Source organism: Xanthomonas sp. NCPPB 2864 (genome assembly GCF_056675615.1).
Map to the genome: position 1 here is coordinate 102,825 of NZ_JBWWVS010000010.1, position 16,242 is coordinate 119,066.

The window sequence follows — 16,242 nt, forward strand, 5'->3', positions numbered from 1 at the left end:
GGCCAGCCCGGTTCCGCATTCTCCACCGGGCACGCGCCCGACCTATCGCAGACCGATTCCCGCCATGACCGAGCAGACCCCCGCGCCGCAGATCCCCGCCGACGAGAACAGCCTCATCGCCGAGCGTCGCGCGAAACTGGGCGCGTTGCGCGGCCAGGGCATCGCCTATCCCAACGATTTCGTGCGCGAACACTTCGCCGGCGATCTGCAGGCCGAATTTGCCGATGCCGACACCTGGACCTCCGAGGCACTGGAAGCAAGCGGCCGTACGGTCAGGATGGCCGGCCGCCTGATGGCCAAGCGGGTGATGGGCAAGGCCAGCTTTGCGCAGATCCAGGACGAGTCCGGGCGCGTGCAGCTGTTCCTGCAGGGCAATGTGCTGGGCGATGCCTATGCCGCGTTCAAGGGCTGGGATGTCGGCGACATCGTGGCGGTGGAGGGCGGGCTGACCCGCACCAAGACCGGCGAGCTGTCGGTCAAGGCCAGTGCGTTGCGCCTGCTGACCAAGTCGCTGCGTCCGTTGCCGGACAAGTGGCACGGCCTGTCGGACGTGGAGCAGCGCTATCGCCAGCGTTACGTCGATCTGATCGTCACTCCGGAGGCGCGCGAGGTCTTCATCAAGCGCTCCAGGATCATCCGCGCGATCCGCGCCTGGCTGGATACGCGCCGCTTCCTGGAAGTGGAAACGCCGATGATGCATTACATCCCCGGTGGCGCCACCGCCAAGCCGTTCACCACCCACCACAACGCGCTGGACCTGGACCTGTACCTGCGCGTGGCGCCGGAGCTGTACCTCAAGCGGCTGGTGGTCGGTGGGCTGGAACGGGTCTACGAGATCAACCGCAATTTCCGCAACGAGGGCGTGTCGACCCGGCACAACCCCGAGTTCACCATGCTCGAGCTCTACGAGGCCTATGCCACGTACCACGAGATCATGGACCTGACCGAGCAGGTGATCCGCGACACCGCGCAGTCGGTACTGGGCACCGCCCAGGTGAACTGGGACGGCGCCGCCATCGATCTGGCGCCGGCTTTCCGGCGCTGGCGCATGGATGAGGCCGTTCGTCACCACAATCCGGAGATCAGCGCGGCCGATTGCACCGATCGCGATGCGCTGCTGCGCCATTGCGAACGGCTGAAAATCAAGGTCAAGCCGTCCTACGGCTGGGGCAAGTTGCTGCTGGAGATCTTCGAGGCCACCGTGGAACACACCCTGGTGCAGCCGACCTTCATCACCGACCACCCGGTCGAGGTGTCGCCGCTGGCGCGTTCCAGCGACACCGAGCCGGGGTACACCGACCGCTTCGAGCTGTTCATCAACGGCAAGGAGCTCGCCAATGGCTTCTCCGAGCTCAACGACCCGGAAGACCAGGCCGCGCGCTTCCAGGCGCAGGTGCAGGCCAAGGACGGTGGAGACGACGAAGCGATGCATTACGACGCCGATTACATCCGTGCGTTGGAGTACGGCATGGCGCCGACCGGCGGCCTGGGCATCGGTATCGACCGGCTGGTGATGCTGCTGACCGGCAGCACCTCGATCCGCGATGTGCTGCTGTTCCCGTACATGCGTCCGGAAGCCTGATCTTTTTTGTGCCGTCGGCGTGCCGACGGCACAGATACTGCATATGCTAGAGCGGAGCCCCGAATGGCGTATCGTCGGGGGAGTCGGCACAGCGGCCGGCGTCATCGCTTTTCCGTTCTCGGGATAGAGGAGCAACGGCTATGCAGGATGTTTTGGGTAATCTTGCCGGCGTATCGTCGGCGGATCCATCGGGAAGCTGGTCGGAAAAGGCGGATCTGGGATTGAACATCGTCATTGTCGATGACCAGATGTCTGCGCGGACGATGCTGCGCCACGTCATCGAGGACATCGCACCGGAGTTGAAAGTCTACGATTTCGGTGACCCGCTCGACGCGCTGGCGTGGTGCGAGGCCGGACGGGTGGATCTATTGCTGCTCGACTACCGCATGCCCGGCATGGATGGGCTGGAGTTCGCCCGGCGTCTGCGCCGGCTGCCCAGCCATCGCGATATTCCGATCATCCTGATCACCATCGTCGGCGACGAGCCGATCCGCCAGGCGGCGCTGGAAGCGGGCGTGATCGATTTCCTGGTCAAGCCGATCCGCCCGCGCGAACTGCGTGCGCGCTGCGCCAATTTGCTGCAGCTGCGTCAGCAGAGCGAAAGCGTCAAGCAACGCGCACTGTCGCTGGAGCAGCGTCTGCTGGCCAGCATGAACGAGGTCGAGGAGCGCGAACGCGAGACGCTGTCGCGACTGGCGCGTGCCATCGAGTACCGCGACTCGGGCACCAGCGCCTTCCTGGAGCGCATGTCGCATGTGGCCGGCCTGATCGCCGAGCAGCTCGGCTTGTCGGAAGAAGAAGTGCGCATCATCGAGATGGCCGCACCGCTGCACGACATGGGCAAGATCGCCATTCCCGATGCGGTGCTGCTCAAGCCGGGCAAGCTCACCGACGACGAGATGAGCATCATGAAGCGGCATCCGCGGATCGGCTACGAGCTGCTCAGCGGCAGCCAGAACCGCTTCATCCAGGTCGGCGCCCTGATCGCGCTGCGTCACCACGAGCGCTACGACGGCACCGGCTATCCGGATGGACTGGTGGGCGAGGCGATTCCGCTGGAAGCGCGCATCGTGGCGGTGGCCGACGTCTTCGACGCACTGTTGTCGCCGCGCCCGTACAAGGAGGCCTGGACCATGGACGCCGCGCTGGCTTATCTCTACGCACAACGCGGCCGCCTGTTCGACCCACGCTGTGTGGATGCGCTGCTGCGCGGCCGCGCGCAGCTGGACCAGATCTGCGGCGAATTCTCGACCGCATCGGCACGACCCGGGGTGTAAGGCTATGAATCCGTTCGGAAGGATCCGGCAGCGGTTGATGAATCGACCTGACAGCGAACATGGCCAGGCGATCGTCCGCATCGTTCTGATCAGCCTGATCCTGTCGTATGTCCTCGTGCCGAGTGTCCGGCACAGTTTGCCGCTGCACCAGCACACCGGTGTCTTGGTCATCGTGCTGACAGGTCTCGGGCTTGGCCTGGCGTTGTTTGGATGGCTGCTGTGGCGACCCGACCGCTCGGATGCGCGTCGTATCCTGGGCATGCTGGCCGATTACGGGTTGATGGCGGCCGGCATGATCCAGATGGGCGAGCCGCTGGCCTGGGTCTATGTCGTGGTGATGTGGGTCACCGTCGGTAATGGCCTGCGCTACGGCAACCGCTATCTGTATCTTGCGGTGGCAATGGCGGTGGTGAGCTTTTCCACGACGCTGTCGATGACCGAATACTGGCAACGCAACCAGCGCCTTGGGGTCGGGCTTGCGGTTGGTCTGGCCGCCGTTCCGCTGTATTTCTCCAGTCTGCTGCGGCAGTTGACCCGTGCAACCGCCGAGGCGCGCCGCGCCAGCGAGGCCAAGAGCCGCTTTCTGGCCAACATGAGTCACGAGTTTCGGACACCGTTGAACGGTCTGTCCGGCATGACCGAAGTATTGGCAACGACGCAGCTGGACGATGAGCAGCGCGAATGCCTGAAAACCATTCAAGCCTCCACACGCAGTCTGCTGGCGCTGGTGGAGGAGGTGCTGGACATCTCGGCCATCGAAGCTGGCAAGCTGCGGATCAACGCGTCCGACTTTGCAGTGCATGACACCTTGCAGGCAATCGGTCTGATCCTGGAGCCGCAGGCCAAGGCCAAGGGCTTGCGTTATCAGGCAACTATCGCTGCAGATGTCCCTCCCCGCGTGCACGGGGATGCGGGACATCTGCAGCAGATCCTGCTCAATCTGGTCGGCAATGCGGTCAAGTTCACCGACCACGGCAGTGTCCAGTTGAAGGTGGCGGCCACCGAGGCCAGTGGCCGCGCTGGTGTGCTGCTCCGTTTTGAAGTGCTCGATACCGGGATCGGTGTTCCGGTCGATATGCGTCCGCGTTTGTTCGAGGCGTTCGAACAGGCGGACACCGGACTGGCGCGCCGGTTCGAAGGCAGCGGCCTCGGAACGACGATCGCCAGGGGGCTGGTGCAGTCGATGGGTGGCGCGATCGGGTTTGAGGAAAATCTCGAAGGCGGCAGCTTGTTCTGGTTTGAACTGCCGTTCGGCCTGGCAACCGCCAAGCCTGCAGCTACTCCATCGCCTGTGCTGCATGAGACGGAGTCCACCACCATACCGGGCAACGTGATTGCGTTTGCCGATCCGTTCCTACGTCACCGTGCCCGCGTGCGTAGCATGCAGATCCTGGTGGCAGACGACCATCTGGCAAATCGCCTCGTGCTGCAGCGGCTGCTGCAAAAAGCAGGGCATCGCGTGACCTGTGTTGATGGCGGCGAAGCCGTTCTGGATGCGTTGGCCGAAGCCGACTACGACGCGGCCATCGTCGACCTGCACATGCCTGGTGTCAGCGGTCTGGACATGTTGAAGCAGCTGAGGGTCATGCAGGCCGGTGGTAAGCCGGGAACCCCGATCGTGGTATTGAGCGCTGATGTCACCCCCGAGTCGATTCGCAGCTGCGAACAGGCGGGCGCCTATGCATTCCTGGCCAAGCCGGTGGCGGCGATCAAGTTGCTGGATACGCTGGCCGAAATCGCCGTCAACCAGAAGCTGCGTCAGACCGATCTGAGCATTGGTACCCGTAGCGCGGCCCCAAGCGGCGCAGTCCTCGATCCTGCCGTGCTCGACGAGCTGGCGGAACTGGGGATGGGAAATGAGTTCGAACGCGAGTTCATTCAACAATGTCTCAGCGATGCTGCGGCATGTGTTGTCCAGCTCGGTAAGGCGGCGGCCGACGGAGACTGGGCACGTCTACGTGAGCATGCTCACGCGGTCAAAGGTGTTTCCAGCAATCTCGGGCTGGTGATGTTGGCAGAACAGGGCGGTGAGTTGATGCGCCTGCCGGAAGCGCAGCTGCGAGCAGAATGGAGTCAAAGACTGGAGCAGCTGAAGACTGGTTTGAAACTTGGGCGCGAAGCGCTCGCCCAGCGTGCTCAAAATAAGTCCGACGGAGGCGTCAGCGGGAATGGCGACCGTGGGTAAGCGAAGCCCGGCAATAGGCCGGGCCTGATTCCCCCAGTATTGGATCCACCAAAATCAGGCGACACCCGCGCCTGCGCGGCGGTTCTGTGCTTTGACCAAACGGTCCATCGTGCGCAGTGATTTCTCATTGAGTGCCAGGGCCGTGTCTACCCAGACTTCGGTGATGCGCAGCAATTCCTCGTAAGGCACCGCCTGCGCGAGATTGCGTGCGGCGTTCATCGCCAGATAGGAATGGGAGATGCGCTTTTGCTGGCGAATCAGCGTTTCGGTGGCAACCACGCCTTGGCCCTTCGGTACGAGTACGTCCACGATCCCCATCGCATGCATTTCTTCGCTGCTGTAAATGCGTCCATCGAGAATGATTTTTTCCGCCAGATGGGGCGAAACGCGACGGCACAGGAAGGAATACGCGCCCATGCCCGGAAACAGGCCGAACAGGACCTCGGGCAGTCCCATGCCGATGCCTTCCTCGGCCACGATGGTATGGCAGGCCAGGGCCATCTCCAGTCCGCCTCCCAATGCATCGCCCTGCAGCAGCGCAATGCTGCGCACGTCCCCACCGAAGCCGGTATGCAGGTGATGGACGCCTTCCACGCAGCGAATCGCATACCGCATGAGTTGCTCGCGATTCTGTTCGCGGATCAAGCGTGCGAACAGGTCCAGATCGCCACCGAGATTGAAGGCGTCCGCGTCGGAGGCGAGTACGAAATGGCGCAGTTCCCCACTGCGTCGCTCATGCGGAGCGCGGGTGATGGAGCCCATGACATCCCAGATGTCGTCCAATAACTCAGGACTGCAGCAGGGACGTATGCCAAAAGGCGCATCGGCATGCATGAACAACCAGTGGGTGCCGTCAGCAGCCGAAGAATCGACCCGAATGGTGGAGTGGGGACGACCGAGGGAAATCTTTTCAATCGTGTTCATGGGCGTGATCCTGGAAAAGCCCGCAGTGGGAGAGTGAACGCCGGCGGGCGCGCGCGATCCACTCCAAATCGATGCTACACCGGCACTATCTCCATGAACGCAGAGGGCTTCCTTTCTATCCGGTGGGCCCTATGACCTGAATCTTTCAGTGAATTTCCGCAAGCAAAAGTAGTTTATTGTGAATTGCACATTCTTGAAATTATGTGTTCCGTGATTCTGCGTTCCGGGTCCACCGAAGTACTCCTGGGGGACTGTCATGAGCTTTAAAAACGCATGGTATTTCCATGCATCGGAACGGCGCAGATAACCAAGTGCAAATCGGCCCTTATTCCGGCGCGCGCGTCGTCGCACGCTGGCCGTCCGAAACGAACGTTCCGTCCGAAGCGTGCAAAAACAAACGCCCGCAAGCCTGGCGGCAGTGCGGGCGTTGGATGACAGCCGAGTGGCTGTCGACCTGCGCTGGCGCCGGTGGATTATCCCTTGGGCGTATCCCGCAGTTCGCGGCGCAGGATCTTGCCGACGTTGGTTTTCGGCAGTTCCTTGCGGAACTCGATCACTCGCGGCTGCTTGTAGCCGGTCAGGTTGGCGCGGCAGTGCGCCTTGACGGCGTCGGCGGTCAGGGCAGGGTCTTTCTTCACGATGACGGCCTTGACGATCTCGCCGGACTTCTCGTCCGGTACGCCGACGGCGGCCACTTCCAGCACGCCGGGCATCTCGGCAATCACGTCCTCGATCTCGTTCGGATACACGTTGAAGCCGGACACCAGGATCATGTCCTTCTTGCGGTCGACGATGTAGACGAAGCCCTGTTCGTCCATCCGCGCGATATCACCGGTATGCAGCCAGCCGTCGGCATCCATGACCTTGGCGGTTTCTTCGGGCTTCTTCCAGTAGCCCTTCATCACCTGCGGACCCTTGATGCACAGCTCGCCGATCTCGCCCAATGGCAGCGCCGCGCCGGCGTCGTCCTTGATGCAGGCATCGGTGGACGGAATCGGCAGGCCGATCGAGCCGTTGTAGTCCTTCAGGTCCATCGGGTTGATGCAGGCGGCCGGCGAGGTTTCGGTCAGGCCGTAGGCCTCGACCAGGGTCAGGCCGGTGACCTTTTTCCAGCGTTCGGCGACCGAACGTTGCACCGCCATGCCGCCGCCCAGGGTCATCTTGAGCGAGGAGAAATCCACCTGATCGAAGCCGGGGGTATTGAGCAGGCCGTTGAACAGCGTGTTGACCCCGGTGAAGGCGGTGAAGCGGGTCTTCTTCAGTTCCTTGACGAAGCCGGGCATGTCGCGCGGATTGCTGATCAGGTGATTGCAGCCGCCGATCTTCATGAAGACCAGGCCGTTGGCCGTCAATGCGAAGATGTGGTACAGCGGCAGCGCGGTGATCACCACCTCGGCGCCTTCTTCCAGCTTGCCGGTGCCGGCAAGCCACTGATGGGCCTGCTGCATGTTGGCCACCAGATTGCGGTGGGTGAGCATCGCGCCCTTGGCCACGCCGGTGGTGCCGCCGGTGTACTGCAGGAAGGCGATGTCGTCGGGCTCGATCTGCAAGGTCGGCACGCTGTGCTTGCGGCCCAGCGCCAGTGCGTCGCGGAAACGGATCGCGCCATTGATGCGGTAATCGGGCACCAGCTTCTTGACGTACTTGACGACGAAATTGACCAGCGCCGCTTTCGGGAAGCCGAGCATGTCGCCCAGCCCGGTGGTGATCACCTGCTTGACCGGGGTGTCGGCGATGACCTGCTGCACAGTGGTGCCGAAGTTGTCGATCACCACCAGCACGCTGGCGCCGGAGTCGATCAGCTGATGCTTCAGCTCGCGCGGGGTGTACAGCGGATTGACGTTGACCACGGTCAGGCCGGCACGCAGGATGCCAAAGGTGGCGACCGGATACTGCAGACAGTTGGGCATCATCAGGGCGACGCGGTCGCCTTTCTTCAACTGCAGTTCGCCAAGCAGATAGGCGGCGAACTGCTCGACCAGTTGATCAGCTTCGCGATAGGTGATGGTCTTGCCGAAGCTGTGATACGCGGGGCGGTCGGCAAACCGCTTGACCGAGGTGGCGAACACCTCGGCCACGGTACGGAACTGCTCCAGATCGATCTCGGCGGCGACGCCGGCCGGATAACTTTGCAACCAAGGACGTGCCTGATTCATCTGCCCCCCTCCAGGGTATTCGGTACGTGACGCGGTGTGTTCCACGGCACTACAACAGCAGGCAGCATACCGTCATGGATGGAAAAGGCGAAGCGTGATGCAGAGCAGCATTCAAGCGTGGTGGCGGGTCGGGCTGGTCGCGATTTTGGTCGTGGCCTTGAGCGGTTGCACGCGTGCCGCACCGGAGCAACGGCTACGCGCAACACTGGAAGCGATGCATCAGGCGATCGAGGCGCGGCAGATTGGCGCGGCGATGGCGCCGGTGGCCGAGGACTTTGTCGGCGAACAAGGGCTGGACGCAGCCGGGCTGCGGCGACTGATGCAACTGCAGATGCTGGGCAACCGCCGCATCGGCGTGACCCTGGGGCCGGTGGAGGTGCAGCTGCGCGACGACACCGCGCGCGTGCGCTTCACCGCGCTGCTGACCGGTGGCAGCGGACGCTGGCTGCCCGAGCAGGCACAGACCTATCAGGTGACCACCGGCTGGCGCCTGCAGGACGGCGACTGGCAGCTGACGCACGCGCAATGGGAGCCCGCGGGGCGCTGAGCACGGCGACTCCGGTGTGCGCATCGTCAGGCGAGCGCGGCCGGTGTCTGGTGGCAAGGTATCTCCCCCGTTGCGCTGCGTCGCGTGCAGCGTCTTGCTGCCTCCGACGACGGTTCACCGTCCCGGCGTTGGCGAGTTCTGGCCACCCAAAACGACACTCCCGCCAGGCGGCGGGAGTGTCGTCGAGCTGATGGCGCAGCGCGCCTTGCGATCAGGCTGCCTTGCGTGCGGCCAGTTGGCGCAGCACGTACTGCAGCAGGCCGCCGTGCTTGAAGTACTCCACTTCCTTGGGCGTCAGCAGCAGCACCTTGACCTGGAACTGCTTGACGCTGCCGTCGGACTTTCTGGCATCCACGGTGGCACGGCGGCTGGCGCCGTCCTGCAGGCCGGTAATGTCCAGCACTTCCGAACCATCCAGGCCCAGCGTCTGCGCGTTTTCGTTCTCCAGGAACTGCAGCGGCAGCACGCCCATGCCGACCAGGTTGGAGCGATGGATACGCTCGAAGCTCTCGGCGATCACCGCCTTGACGCCGAGCAGGTTGGTGCCCTTGGCCGCCCAGTCGCGCGAGGAGCCGGTGCCGTATTCCTTGCCGGCCAGCACCACCAGCGGCACGCCGTCGGCCTTGTACTTCACTGCCGCATCGTAGATCGCCAGTTTTTCCGGCGCCGCGCCGTCCTTTCCGTAGTACAGCGTGTTGCCGCCTTCTTCGCCGCCGAACATCAGGTTCTTGATGCGGATATTGGCGAAGGTACCGCGCACCATCACGTCGTCATTGCCGCGGCGGCTGCCGTAGCTGTTGAAGTCGGCCGGTTGCACGCCGCGCTCCTGCAGGAAACGGCCCGCCGGCGAATCCTTCTTGATGTTGCCGGCCGGCGAGATGTGGTCGGTGGTGATCGAGTCGCCGAACAGGCCCATGATGCGCGCACCGTGCACGTCCTCGACATGGCCGACCTGCATGGTCATGCCGTCGAAGTAGGGCGGGTTCTTGATGTAGGTCGAGGCCGCGTCCCATTCGTACAGCGCACCATCCGGGGAGGCGATGGTGTTCCAGCGGCTGTCGCCCTTGAACACGTCGGCGTAGTTCTGCTTGAACATTTCCGGGCCGACGGTGGCGGCGATGGTGTCGCCGATTTCCTTGTTGCTCGGCCAGATGTCGCGCAGATACACCGGCTGCCCGTCGCTACCGGTGCCCAGCGGATCCGTGGTTAGGTTGATGTCGGTGGTACCGGCGATCGCGTACGCCACCACCAGCGGCGGCGAGGCGAGGTAGTTCATCTTCACTTCGGGATGCACGCGGCCTTCGAAGTTGCGGTTGCCCGACAACACCGAAGACACCACCAGGTCGTCCTTGGCGATCGCCGCAGACACATCGTCCGGCAGCGGGCCGGAATTGCCGATGCAGGTGGTGCAGCCGTAGCCGACCACGTAGAAACCGAGCGTTTCCAGATCGGCGAGCACACCGGCCTTGCTCAGGTAATCGGTGACCACGCGTGAGCCCGGCCCGAGCGAGGTCTTCACCCATGGCTGCGCCTTCAGCCCCTTGGCCGCCGCGTTACGCGCGAGCAGGCCGGCGCCCAGCATCACTGCCGGGTTGGAGGTGTTGGTGCACGAGGTGATCGCGGCGATCACCACCGAGCCGTCGCGCAGCTGCCAGCCGGCACCGCTGTCGGTGGAACTCTCGGCCTGCGCTGCCTTGGCGCCGACCGCAGTGCCGCCGCCGCCTTCGTTCTTCAGCCGGTCTTCCTGCTTGATGTCGGTCAGGCGCTTGCTGCGCGCATCCACGAACGGCTTGAGGCTCTCGCGGAAGTTGGACTGCATGTCTTCCAGCAGCACGCGGTCCTGCGGGCGCTTGGGGCCGGCCAGCGACGGCTTGACCTCGCCCATGTCCAGCTCCAGCGTGGCGCTGTACTGCGCCGGCGGGGTGTTGGCGTCGTGCCACAGGCCCTGCGCCTTGGCATAGGCCTCGACCAGCGCGATCTGCTCCTCGCTGCGGCCGGACAGGCGCAAATAGGTCAGCGATTCGTCGTCGACCGGGAAGATGCCGCAGGTGGCACCATACTCCGGCGCCATGTTGCCGATGGTGGCGCGGTCGGCCAGCGGCAGATGCTGCAGGCCTTCGCCGTAGAACTCGACGAACTTGCCGACCACGCCGGCCTTGCGCAGCATCTGGGTGACGGTGAGCACCAGATCGGTGGCGGTGGCGCCTTCGGGCAGCTTGCCGCTGAGCTTGAAGCCGACCACCTGCGGGATCAGCATCGACGAGGGCTGCCCCAGCATCGCGGCCTCGGCCTCGATCCCGCCCACGCCCCAGCCCAGCACGCCGATGCCGTTGATCATGGTGGTATGGCTGTCGGTGCCGAACACGGTGTCCGGGTAGGCGATCTGTGTTCCGTCCTTGTCCGCGCTCATCACCACGCGCGCCAGATTCTCCAGGTTCACCTGGTGGACGATGCCGGTGTTGGGTGGCACCACCTTGAAGTTTTCGAATGCCTTCTGGCCCCAGCGCAGGAAGCCGTAGCGTTCCTGGTTGCGCTGGAATTCGATCTTGCCGTTGAGGTCGAGCGCATCGGCCGAGCCGAACACGTCCACCTGCACCGAGTGGTCGATGACCAGTTCGGAGGGGATCTGCGGGTTGATCTGGTCGGCGTTGCCGCCGAGCTTGACCACGGCATCGCGCATCGCGGCCAGGTCGACCACGCATGGCACGCCGGTGAAGTCCTGCAGCACCACGCGGGCGGGCATGAAGGCGATTTCGATATCGGGCTCGGCGGTGGGGTCCCACTTGGCGACCGCTTCGATGTGGTCCTTGCCGACGGTGACACCGCCGTCCTCGTGCCGGAGCAGGTTCTCCAGCAGGATCTTCATCGAATAGGGCAGATGGCCGATATCGAAGCGCTCGCCCAGCTTCGGCAGGCTGTAGTACTCGTAGCGCTTGCCGTGGACCTCAAGCGAGGTGCGGGTGGAAAAGGAATCGCTCATGCATCACTCCTATGGCTGCAGGCTGTAGGTCTGTTTGGAACAGTGTGACCAATTCAGTGTGTACGTTCGGTTGCAGGACAGGGTATGTGGCCTTGAGTACGACAAGTCAAGTATGTAAAATCGGCGCATACTTTCTGCCGGGGCCACCTCCATGGAAGCCACAGTTGCCGAACGCGGACAGATCACGCTGCCCAAGGCCGTGCGCGATGCCCTGGGCCTGACCAAGGGCACCACACTCAAGATCGAGCTCGACGGCGGGCGCATCATCCTGCGCAAGGACGTCAGCGAGGCGCTGCGCAAGGTGCGCGGCAAGTTCAAGCTGGTCGACGGGCTGACCAGCACCGACGAGGCGATGCGCGCCATCCGCGGCCGCGCCCCCGGGGATCCGTTCGACCCATGATCGCCCTGGATTCATCGGTGCTGCTGGACATCCTGGTCGGCGATGCGGTCTACGGCGAGGTGTCGGAGATCTGCATCGGCGATGCGCTGGCGCGCGACGAGGTGGTGGTCTGCGATGCAGTGGTGGCCGAGGTGCTGGCCATGCTCGATACCCAGGTCGACCTGATGGAAACCCTGGCCTCGATCGGGGTGCGTTACGAAGCCACCCAGGAAGCGGCGGCGGTGCGCGCCGGCCATATGAACAAGCGCTTCCGCGCGCGCGGCGGCAAACGCGAGCGGGTGGTGGCCGATTTCCTGATCGGCGCCCACGCGCTGCTCCAGTGCGACGGGTTGATCACCCGCGACGAGGGCTTTTTCCGCGACTACTTCAAGGGTTTGAAGATCATTGTTCCCAAACCCGCAAGCTGATCCACGTTTCGCGTCTACACATTCACTGTTGTCTTTCGGAGAATCCGCATGTTGGAAGCCTACCGCCACCACGTTGCAGAGCGCGCCGCGCTCGGTATCCCGCCGCTGCCGCTGACCGCGCAGCAGACCGCCGAGGTCATCGAGCTGCTGAAGGCTCCGCCGGCGGGCGAAGAAGAGTTCCTGGTCGAGCTGCTCAGCCAGCGCGTGCCGGCTGGCGTGGATGATGCCGCCAAGGTCAAGGCTTCGTACCTGGCTGCGGTGGCCTTCGGCACCGAGAACACCGCGCTGATCAGCCCCACCCGTGCGACCGAGCTGCTCGGCACCATGCTGGGTGGCTACAACATCCAGCCGCTGATCGACCTGCTCGACAACGCCGAGCTGGGCGCCACCGCCGCCGAAGCGCTCAAGCACACCTTGCTGGTGTTCGATGCCTTCCACGACGTGCAGGAAAAGGCCGAAGCCGGTAATGCGCATGCCAAGGCCGTGCTGCAGAGCTGGGCCGATGCCGAGTGGTTCACCAGCAAGCCGGAAGTGCCGCAGAGCATGACCGTCACCGTGTTCAAGGTGCCGGGCGAGACCAACACCGACGACCTGTCGCCGGCCCCGGATGCGACCACGCGCCCGGACATCCCGCTGCACGCGCTGGCGATGCTGAAGAACAAGCGCGACGGCGCGGCCTTCGAGCCGGAAGAAGACGGCAAGCGCGGCCCGATCCAGGCCATCGCCGATCTCAAGGACAAGGGCCATCTGGTCGCCTACGTGGGCGATGTGGTCGGTACCGGTTCCTCGCGCAAGTCGGCGACCAACTCGGTGCTGTGGTGGACCGGCGAGGACATTCCGTTCATTCCGAACAAGCGCTTCGGCGGCGTGTGTTTGGGCAGCAAGATCGCCCCGATCTTCTACAACACGATGGAAGACGCCGGCGCGTTGCCGATCGAGCTGGACGTGTCGCAGATGGAGCACGGCGATGTGGTCGAGCTGCGTCCGTACGACGGCAAGGCGCTGAAGAACGGGCAGGTGATCGCCGAGTTCGCGATGAAGTCGGACGTGCTGTTCGACGAAGTGCGCGCCGGTGGCCGCATTCCGTTGATCGTCGGCCGCGGCTTGACCGCCAAGGCGCGCGAGTTCCTGGGTCTGCCGGCCTCGGACCTGTTCCGCCTGCCGATGGACCCGCCGGACACCGGCAAGGGCTTTTCGCTGGCGCAGAAGATGGTCGGCCGCGCCTGCGGCTTGCCGGAAGGCCAGGGCATGCGCCCGGGCACCTATTGCGAGCCGAAGATGACCTCGGTGGGCTCGCAGGACACCACCGGCCCGATGACCCGCGACGAGTTGAAGGATCTGGCCTGCCTGGGCTTCTCGGCCGACCTGGTGATGCAGTCGTTCTGCCACACCGCCGCTTATCCGAAGCCGGTCGACGTCAAGACCCACCACACCTTGCCGGAGTTCATCTCCACCCGCGGCGGCGTGTCGCTGCGTCCGGGCGACGGCGTGATCCACAGCTGGCTCAATCGCATGCTGCTGCCCGACACCGTCGGTACCGGTGGCGACTCGCACACCCGCTTCCCGATCGGCATTTCGTTCCCGGCCGGCTCCGGCCTGGTGGCCTTCGCCGCCGCCACCGGCGTGATGCCGCTGGACATGCCCGAGAGCGTGCTGGTGCGCTTCAAGGGTGAAATGCAGCCGGGCGTGACGCTGCGTGACCTGGTCAACGCGATCCCGCTGTACGCAATCAAGGACGGTCTGCTGACCGTGGCCAAGCAGGGCAAGAAGAACATCTTCTCCGGCCGCATCCTGGAAATCGAAGGCCTGCCGAACCTGAAGGTGGAACAGGCGTTCGAGCTGTCCGATGCCTCGGCCGAGCGTTCGGCGGCCGGTTGCACCGTGCACTTGGACAAGGCGCCGATCATCGAATACCTGACCAGCAACATCACCCTGCTGCGCTGGATGATTGCCGAAGGCTATGCCGATGCGCGCACGCTGGGCCGCCGTATCAAGAAGATGGAAGAGTGGCTGGCCGATCCGCAGCTGCTGCAGCCGGATGCCGACGCCGAGTACGCCGCCGTCATCGAGATCGACCTGGCCGACATCCACGAGCCGATCGTGGCGTGCCCGAACGATCCGGACGACGTCAAGACGCTGTCCGACGTGGCCGGTGCGGCGATCGACGAGGTGTTCATCGGTTCGTGCATGACCAACATCGGTCACTTCCGTGCCGCTGCCAAGTTGCTGGAAGGCAAGCGCGATATCCCGACCCGTCTGTGGGTTGCGCCGCCGACCAAGATGGACGCCTCCGAGCTGACCAAGGAAGGCCATTACGGTACCTTCGGCGCGGCAGGCGCACGCATGGAAATGCCGGGCTGCTCGCTGTGCATGGGCAACCAGGCGCAGGCACGCGAGGGCGCCACGGTGTTCTCCACCTCCACGCGTAACTTCCCGAATCGTCTGGGCCGCAATACCAACGTGTACCTGGGTTCGGCGGAACTGGCGGCGATCTGCTCGCGTCTGGGCCGCATCCCGACCAAGGACGAGTACATGGCCGATGTGGGCGTGATCAAGACCAGTGGCGATCAGATCTACCGCTACATGAACTTCGATCAGATCCAGGAATATCAGGACGTGGCCGACACCGTCGCTGCCTGATCCAGCTGGTTGCTCAGCTGTTCGAAAACGCCCGGCAACGCCGGGCGTTTTTCGTTATTCGGGCGATGACTTCGTTTTGGCTGCGTAATGTCGGAAGTTAAGGCAATCGCAGTTAACTCGTCTGTCGCATTGCAACAAAAATCTGAAGTCGGCAGGTCTAGAGTGGCGCCGCTCCCATCGCTCTGATTGATCTCCAATGCCTACTTGCACGATCGCTGGTCAAACGCTGCATTACGCACAATACGGTCAAGGGTTTCCGGTGTTGCTTGGCCACAGTTATCTCTGGGACGCGGCCATGTGGGAACCGCAGATCCAGGCGCTCTCGCCGCACTATCGGGTCATCGTTCCCGAGTTGTGGGGGCACGGGCAATCGGCGGCACTGCCAGCGGGCACGCAGACGGTGGGCGACCTTGCCAGGCAGATGCTGCTGTTGCTGGATGCGCTGGAGCTACCGCAATGCGCAGTGGTCGGCCTGTCGGTCGGCGGCATGTGGGGCGCCGAGCTGGCGCTGCTGGCACCGCAGCGTGTGCGCAGCCTGGTGCTGATGGATACCTTCCTGGGTGCCGAGCCGCAGGCCACGCAAACGCGTTATTTCGCTTTGCTCGATGCGATCGAAGCAGCCGGGCAGGTGACGCCTGCGTTGATCGAGGCGATCGTGCCGATCTTTTTCAGCCCCGGCATCGATCTGAATTCCGCGCTGCCGGCTGCGTTTGCGCAGCGTCTGGCGGCGCTGTCGGCCGAGCAGTTGCGCACCTCGATCGTGCCGCTGGGCCGGCTGATCTTCGGGCGCGCGGATCGCCTGGAGGCGATGTCCGCGCTGAATCCGGCCAGCACCTTCCTGCTCGGCGGCGCAGACGATATTCCGCGCCCGCCCGAAGAGCTGTGGCTGATGGCCGAGGTGATCGGGTGCGACTATGAGCTGATCCCCGATGCCGGGCACATCGCATCGCTGGAGAATCCGGCCTTCGTCACTGCGCAATTGCTGGGTTGGTTGAAGCGCACCGTGGCATCGGATTCGACGCGGATGCAAAGGCGCGCGCTTGAAGACAACAGTCAGGCACAGGCATCGCTCTCATGATGTGCCGCTGATCTGGCGATCAGAACGACACCATGCGTTGCTTGCAAGCATGAGCACCGGCCACCT

Annotated in this window: 11 protein-coding genes; 8 read left to right on the plus strand and 3 right to left on the minus strand. The window is 63.9% G+C overall.

The genetic code is table 11. The features are described from left to right. Window positions 1-64: 64 nt before the first annotated feature. From lysS to AC1KVE_RS18125, 3 genes are all read left to right on the plus strand, one after another. Entirely contained in the window at window positions 65-1,582 is a 1,518-nt protein-coding gene (gene lysS, locus AC1KVE_RS18115) for a lysine--tRNA ligase (RefSeq protein WP_046342469.1), read from the plus strand. Between the two features lie 140 nt (window positions 1,583-1,722). Further along, window positions 1,723-2,859 (plus strand): cyclic di-GMP phosphodiesterase response regulator RpfG, encoded by a 1,137-nt coding sequence (rpfG, locus tag AC1KVE_RS18120; protein ID WP_029219717.1) that lies wholly within the window; start codon window positions 1,723-1,725, stop codon window positions 2,857-2,859. Between the two features lie 37 nt (window positions 2,860-2,896). Beyond that, window positions 2,897-5,044 (plus strand): ATP-binding protein, encoded by a 2,148-nt coding sequence (locus AC1KVE_RS18125; protein WP_456362917.1) that lies wholly within the window; start codon window positions 2,897-2,899, stop codon window positions 5,042-5,044. Between the two features lie 54 nt (window positions 5,045-5,098). On the opposite strand, the gene AC1KVE_RS18130 is transcribed toward AC1KVE_RS18125, so the two are convergent. Both AC1KVE_RS18130 and rpfB read right to left on the minus strand, forming a co-directional pair. Then, a complete protein-coding gene (locus AC1KVE_RS18130; RefSeq protein ID WP_184455811.1) occupies window positions 5,099-5,968 on the minus strand; it encodes a crotonase/enoyl-CoA hydratase family protein in 870 nt (289 codons plus the stop codon). Window positions 5,969-6,441: 473 nt separating this feature from the next. Further along, window positions 6,442-8,124, minus strand: a complete 1,683-nt coding sequence (gene rpfB, locus AC1KVE_RS18135) for a fatty acyl-CoA ligase RpfB (RefSeq protein ID WP_166771266.1) — start codon at window positions 8,122-8,124, stop codon at window positions 6,442-6,444. A gap of 97 nt (window positions 8,125-8,221) precedes the next feature. On the opposite strand from rpfB, the gene AC1KVE_RS18140 reads away from it, so the two are divergent. After that, a complete protein-coding gene (locus AC1KVE_RS18140; protein ID WP_024937708.1) occupies window positions 8,222-8,671 on the plus strand; it encodes a Cif family virulence factor in 450 nt (149 codons plus the stop codon). 211 nt (window positions 8,672-8,882) lie between these two features. On the opposite strand, the gene acnA is transcribed toward AC1KVE_RS18140, so the two are convergent. Next, window positions 8,883-11,651: an aconitate hydratase AcnA gene (acnA, locus tag AC1KVE_RS18145; protein WP_039527487.1), complete on the minus strand. Its 2,769-nt coding sequence runs from the start codon at window positions 11,649-11,651 to the stop codon at window positions 8,883-8,885. 151 nt (window positions 11,652-11,802) lie between these two features. Between acnA and AC1KVE_RS18150 the strand changes: the two genes are divergently transcribed. The 4 genes from AC1KVE_RS18150 (at window position 11,803) to AC1KVE_RS18165 (ending at window position 16,176) form a co-directional block, all read left to right on the plus strand. After that, the gene (locus AC1KVE_RS18150; RefSeq protein ID WP_016903180.1) at window positions 11,803-12,051 is read left to right on the plus strand and encodes an AbrB/MazE/SpoVT family DNA-binding domain-containing protein; all 249 of its coding nucleotides are present in this window, start codon (window positions 11,803-11,805) and stop codon (window positions 12,049-12,051) included. After that, window positions 12,048-12,458, plus strand: a complete 411-nt coding sequence (locus AC1KVE_RS18155; protein ID WP_046342478.1) for a type II toxin-antitoxin system VapC family toxin — start codon at window positions 12,048-12,050, stop codon at window positions 12,456-12,458. The genes AC1KVE_RS18150 and AC1KVE_RS18155 overlap by 4 nt, the downstream gene beginning before the upstream one ends. Before the next feature lie 48 nt (window positions 12,459-12,506). Beyond that, a complete protein-coding gene (acnB, locus tag AC1KVE_RS18160; RefSeq protein WP_043087348.1) occupies window positions 12,507-15,098 on the plus strand; it encodes a bifunctional aconitate hydratase 2/2-methylisocitrate dehydratase in 2,592 nt (863 codons plus the stop codon). A 196-nt stretch (window positions 15,099-15,294) separates the two neighbouring features. Continuing rightward, entirely contained in the window at window positions 15,295-16,176 is an 882-nt protein-coding gene (locus tag AC1KVE_RS18165; RefSeq protein ID WP_456362918.1) for an alpha/beta fold hydrolase, read from the plus strand. The last annotated feature ends 66 nt before the right edge of the window (window positions 16,177-16,242 follow it).

Excerpts from the sequence above, each read along its gene's own strand:
- lysS (WP_046342469.1), top strand. The coding sequence starts at position 65 with ATGACCGAGCAGACCCCCGCGCCGCAGATCCCCGCCGACGAGAACAGC.
- rpfG (WP_029219717.1), top strand. The coding sequence starts at position 1,723 with ATGCAGGATGTTTTGGGTAATCTTGCCGGCGTATCGTCGGCGGATCCA.
- AC1KVE_RS18125 (WP_456362917.1), top strand. The coding sequence starts at position 2,897 with ATGAATCGACCTGACAGCGAACATGGCCAGGCGATCGTCCGCATCGTT.
- AC1KVE_RS18130 (WP_184455811.1), bottom strand. The coding sequence starts at position 5,968 with ATGAACACGATTGAAAAGATTTCCCTCGGTCGTCCCCACTCCACCATT.
- rpfB (WP_166771266.1), bottom strand. The coding sequence starts at position 8,124 with ATGAATCAGGCACGTCCTTGGTTGCAAAGTTATCCGGCCGGCGTCGCC.
- AC1KVE_RS18140 (WP_024937708.1), top strand. The coding sequence starts at position 8,222 with ATGCAGAGCAGCATTCAAGCGTGGTGGCGGGTCGGGCTGGTCGCGATT.
- acnA (WP_039527487.1), bottom strand. The coding sequence starts at position 11,651 with ATGAGCGATTCCTTTTCCACCCGCACCTCGCTTGAGGTCCACGGCAAG.
- AC1KVE_RS18150 (WP_016903180.1), top strand. The coding sequence starts at position 11,803 with ATGGAAGCCACAGTTGCCGAACGCGGACAGATCACGCTGCCCAAGGCC.
- AC1KVE_RS18155 (WP_046342478.1), top strand. The coding sequence starts at position 12,048 with ATGATCGCCCTGGATTCATCGGTGCTGCTGGACATCCTGGTCGGCGAT.
- acnB (WP_043087348.1), top strand. The coding sequence starts at position 12,507 with ATGTTGGAAGCCTACCGCCACCACGTTGCAGAGCGCGCCGCGCTCGGT.
- AC1KVE_RS18165 (WP_456362918.1), top strand. The coding sequence starts at position 15,295 with ATGCCTACTTGCACGATCGCTGGTCAAACGCTGCATTACGCACAATAC.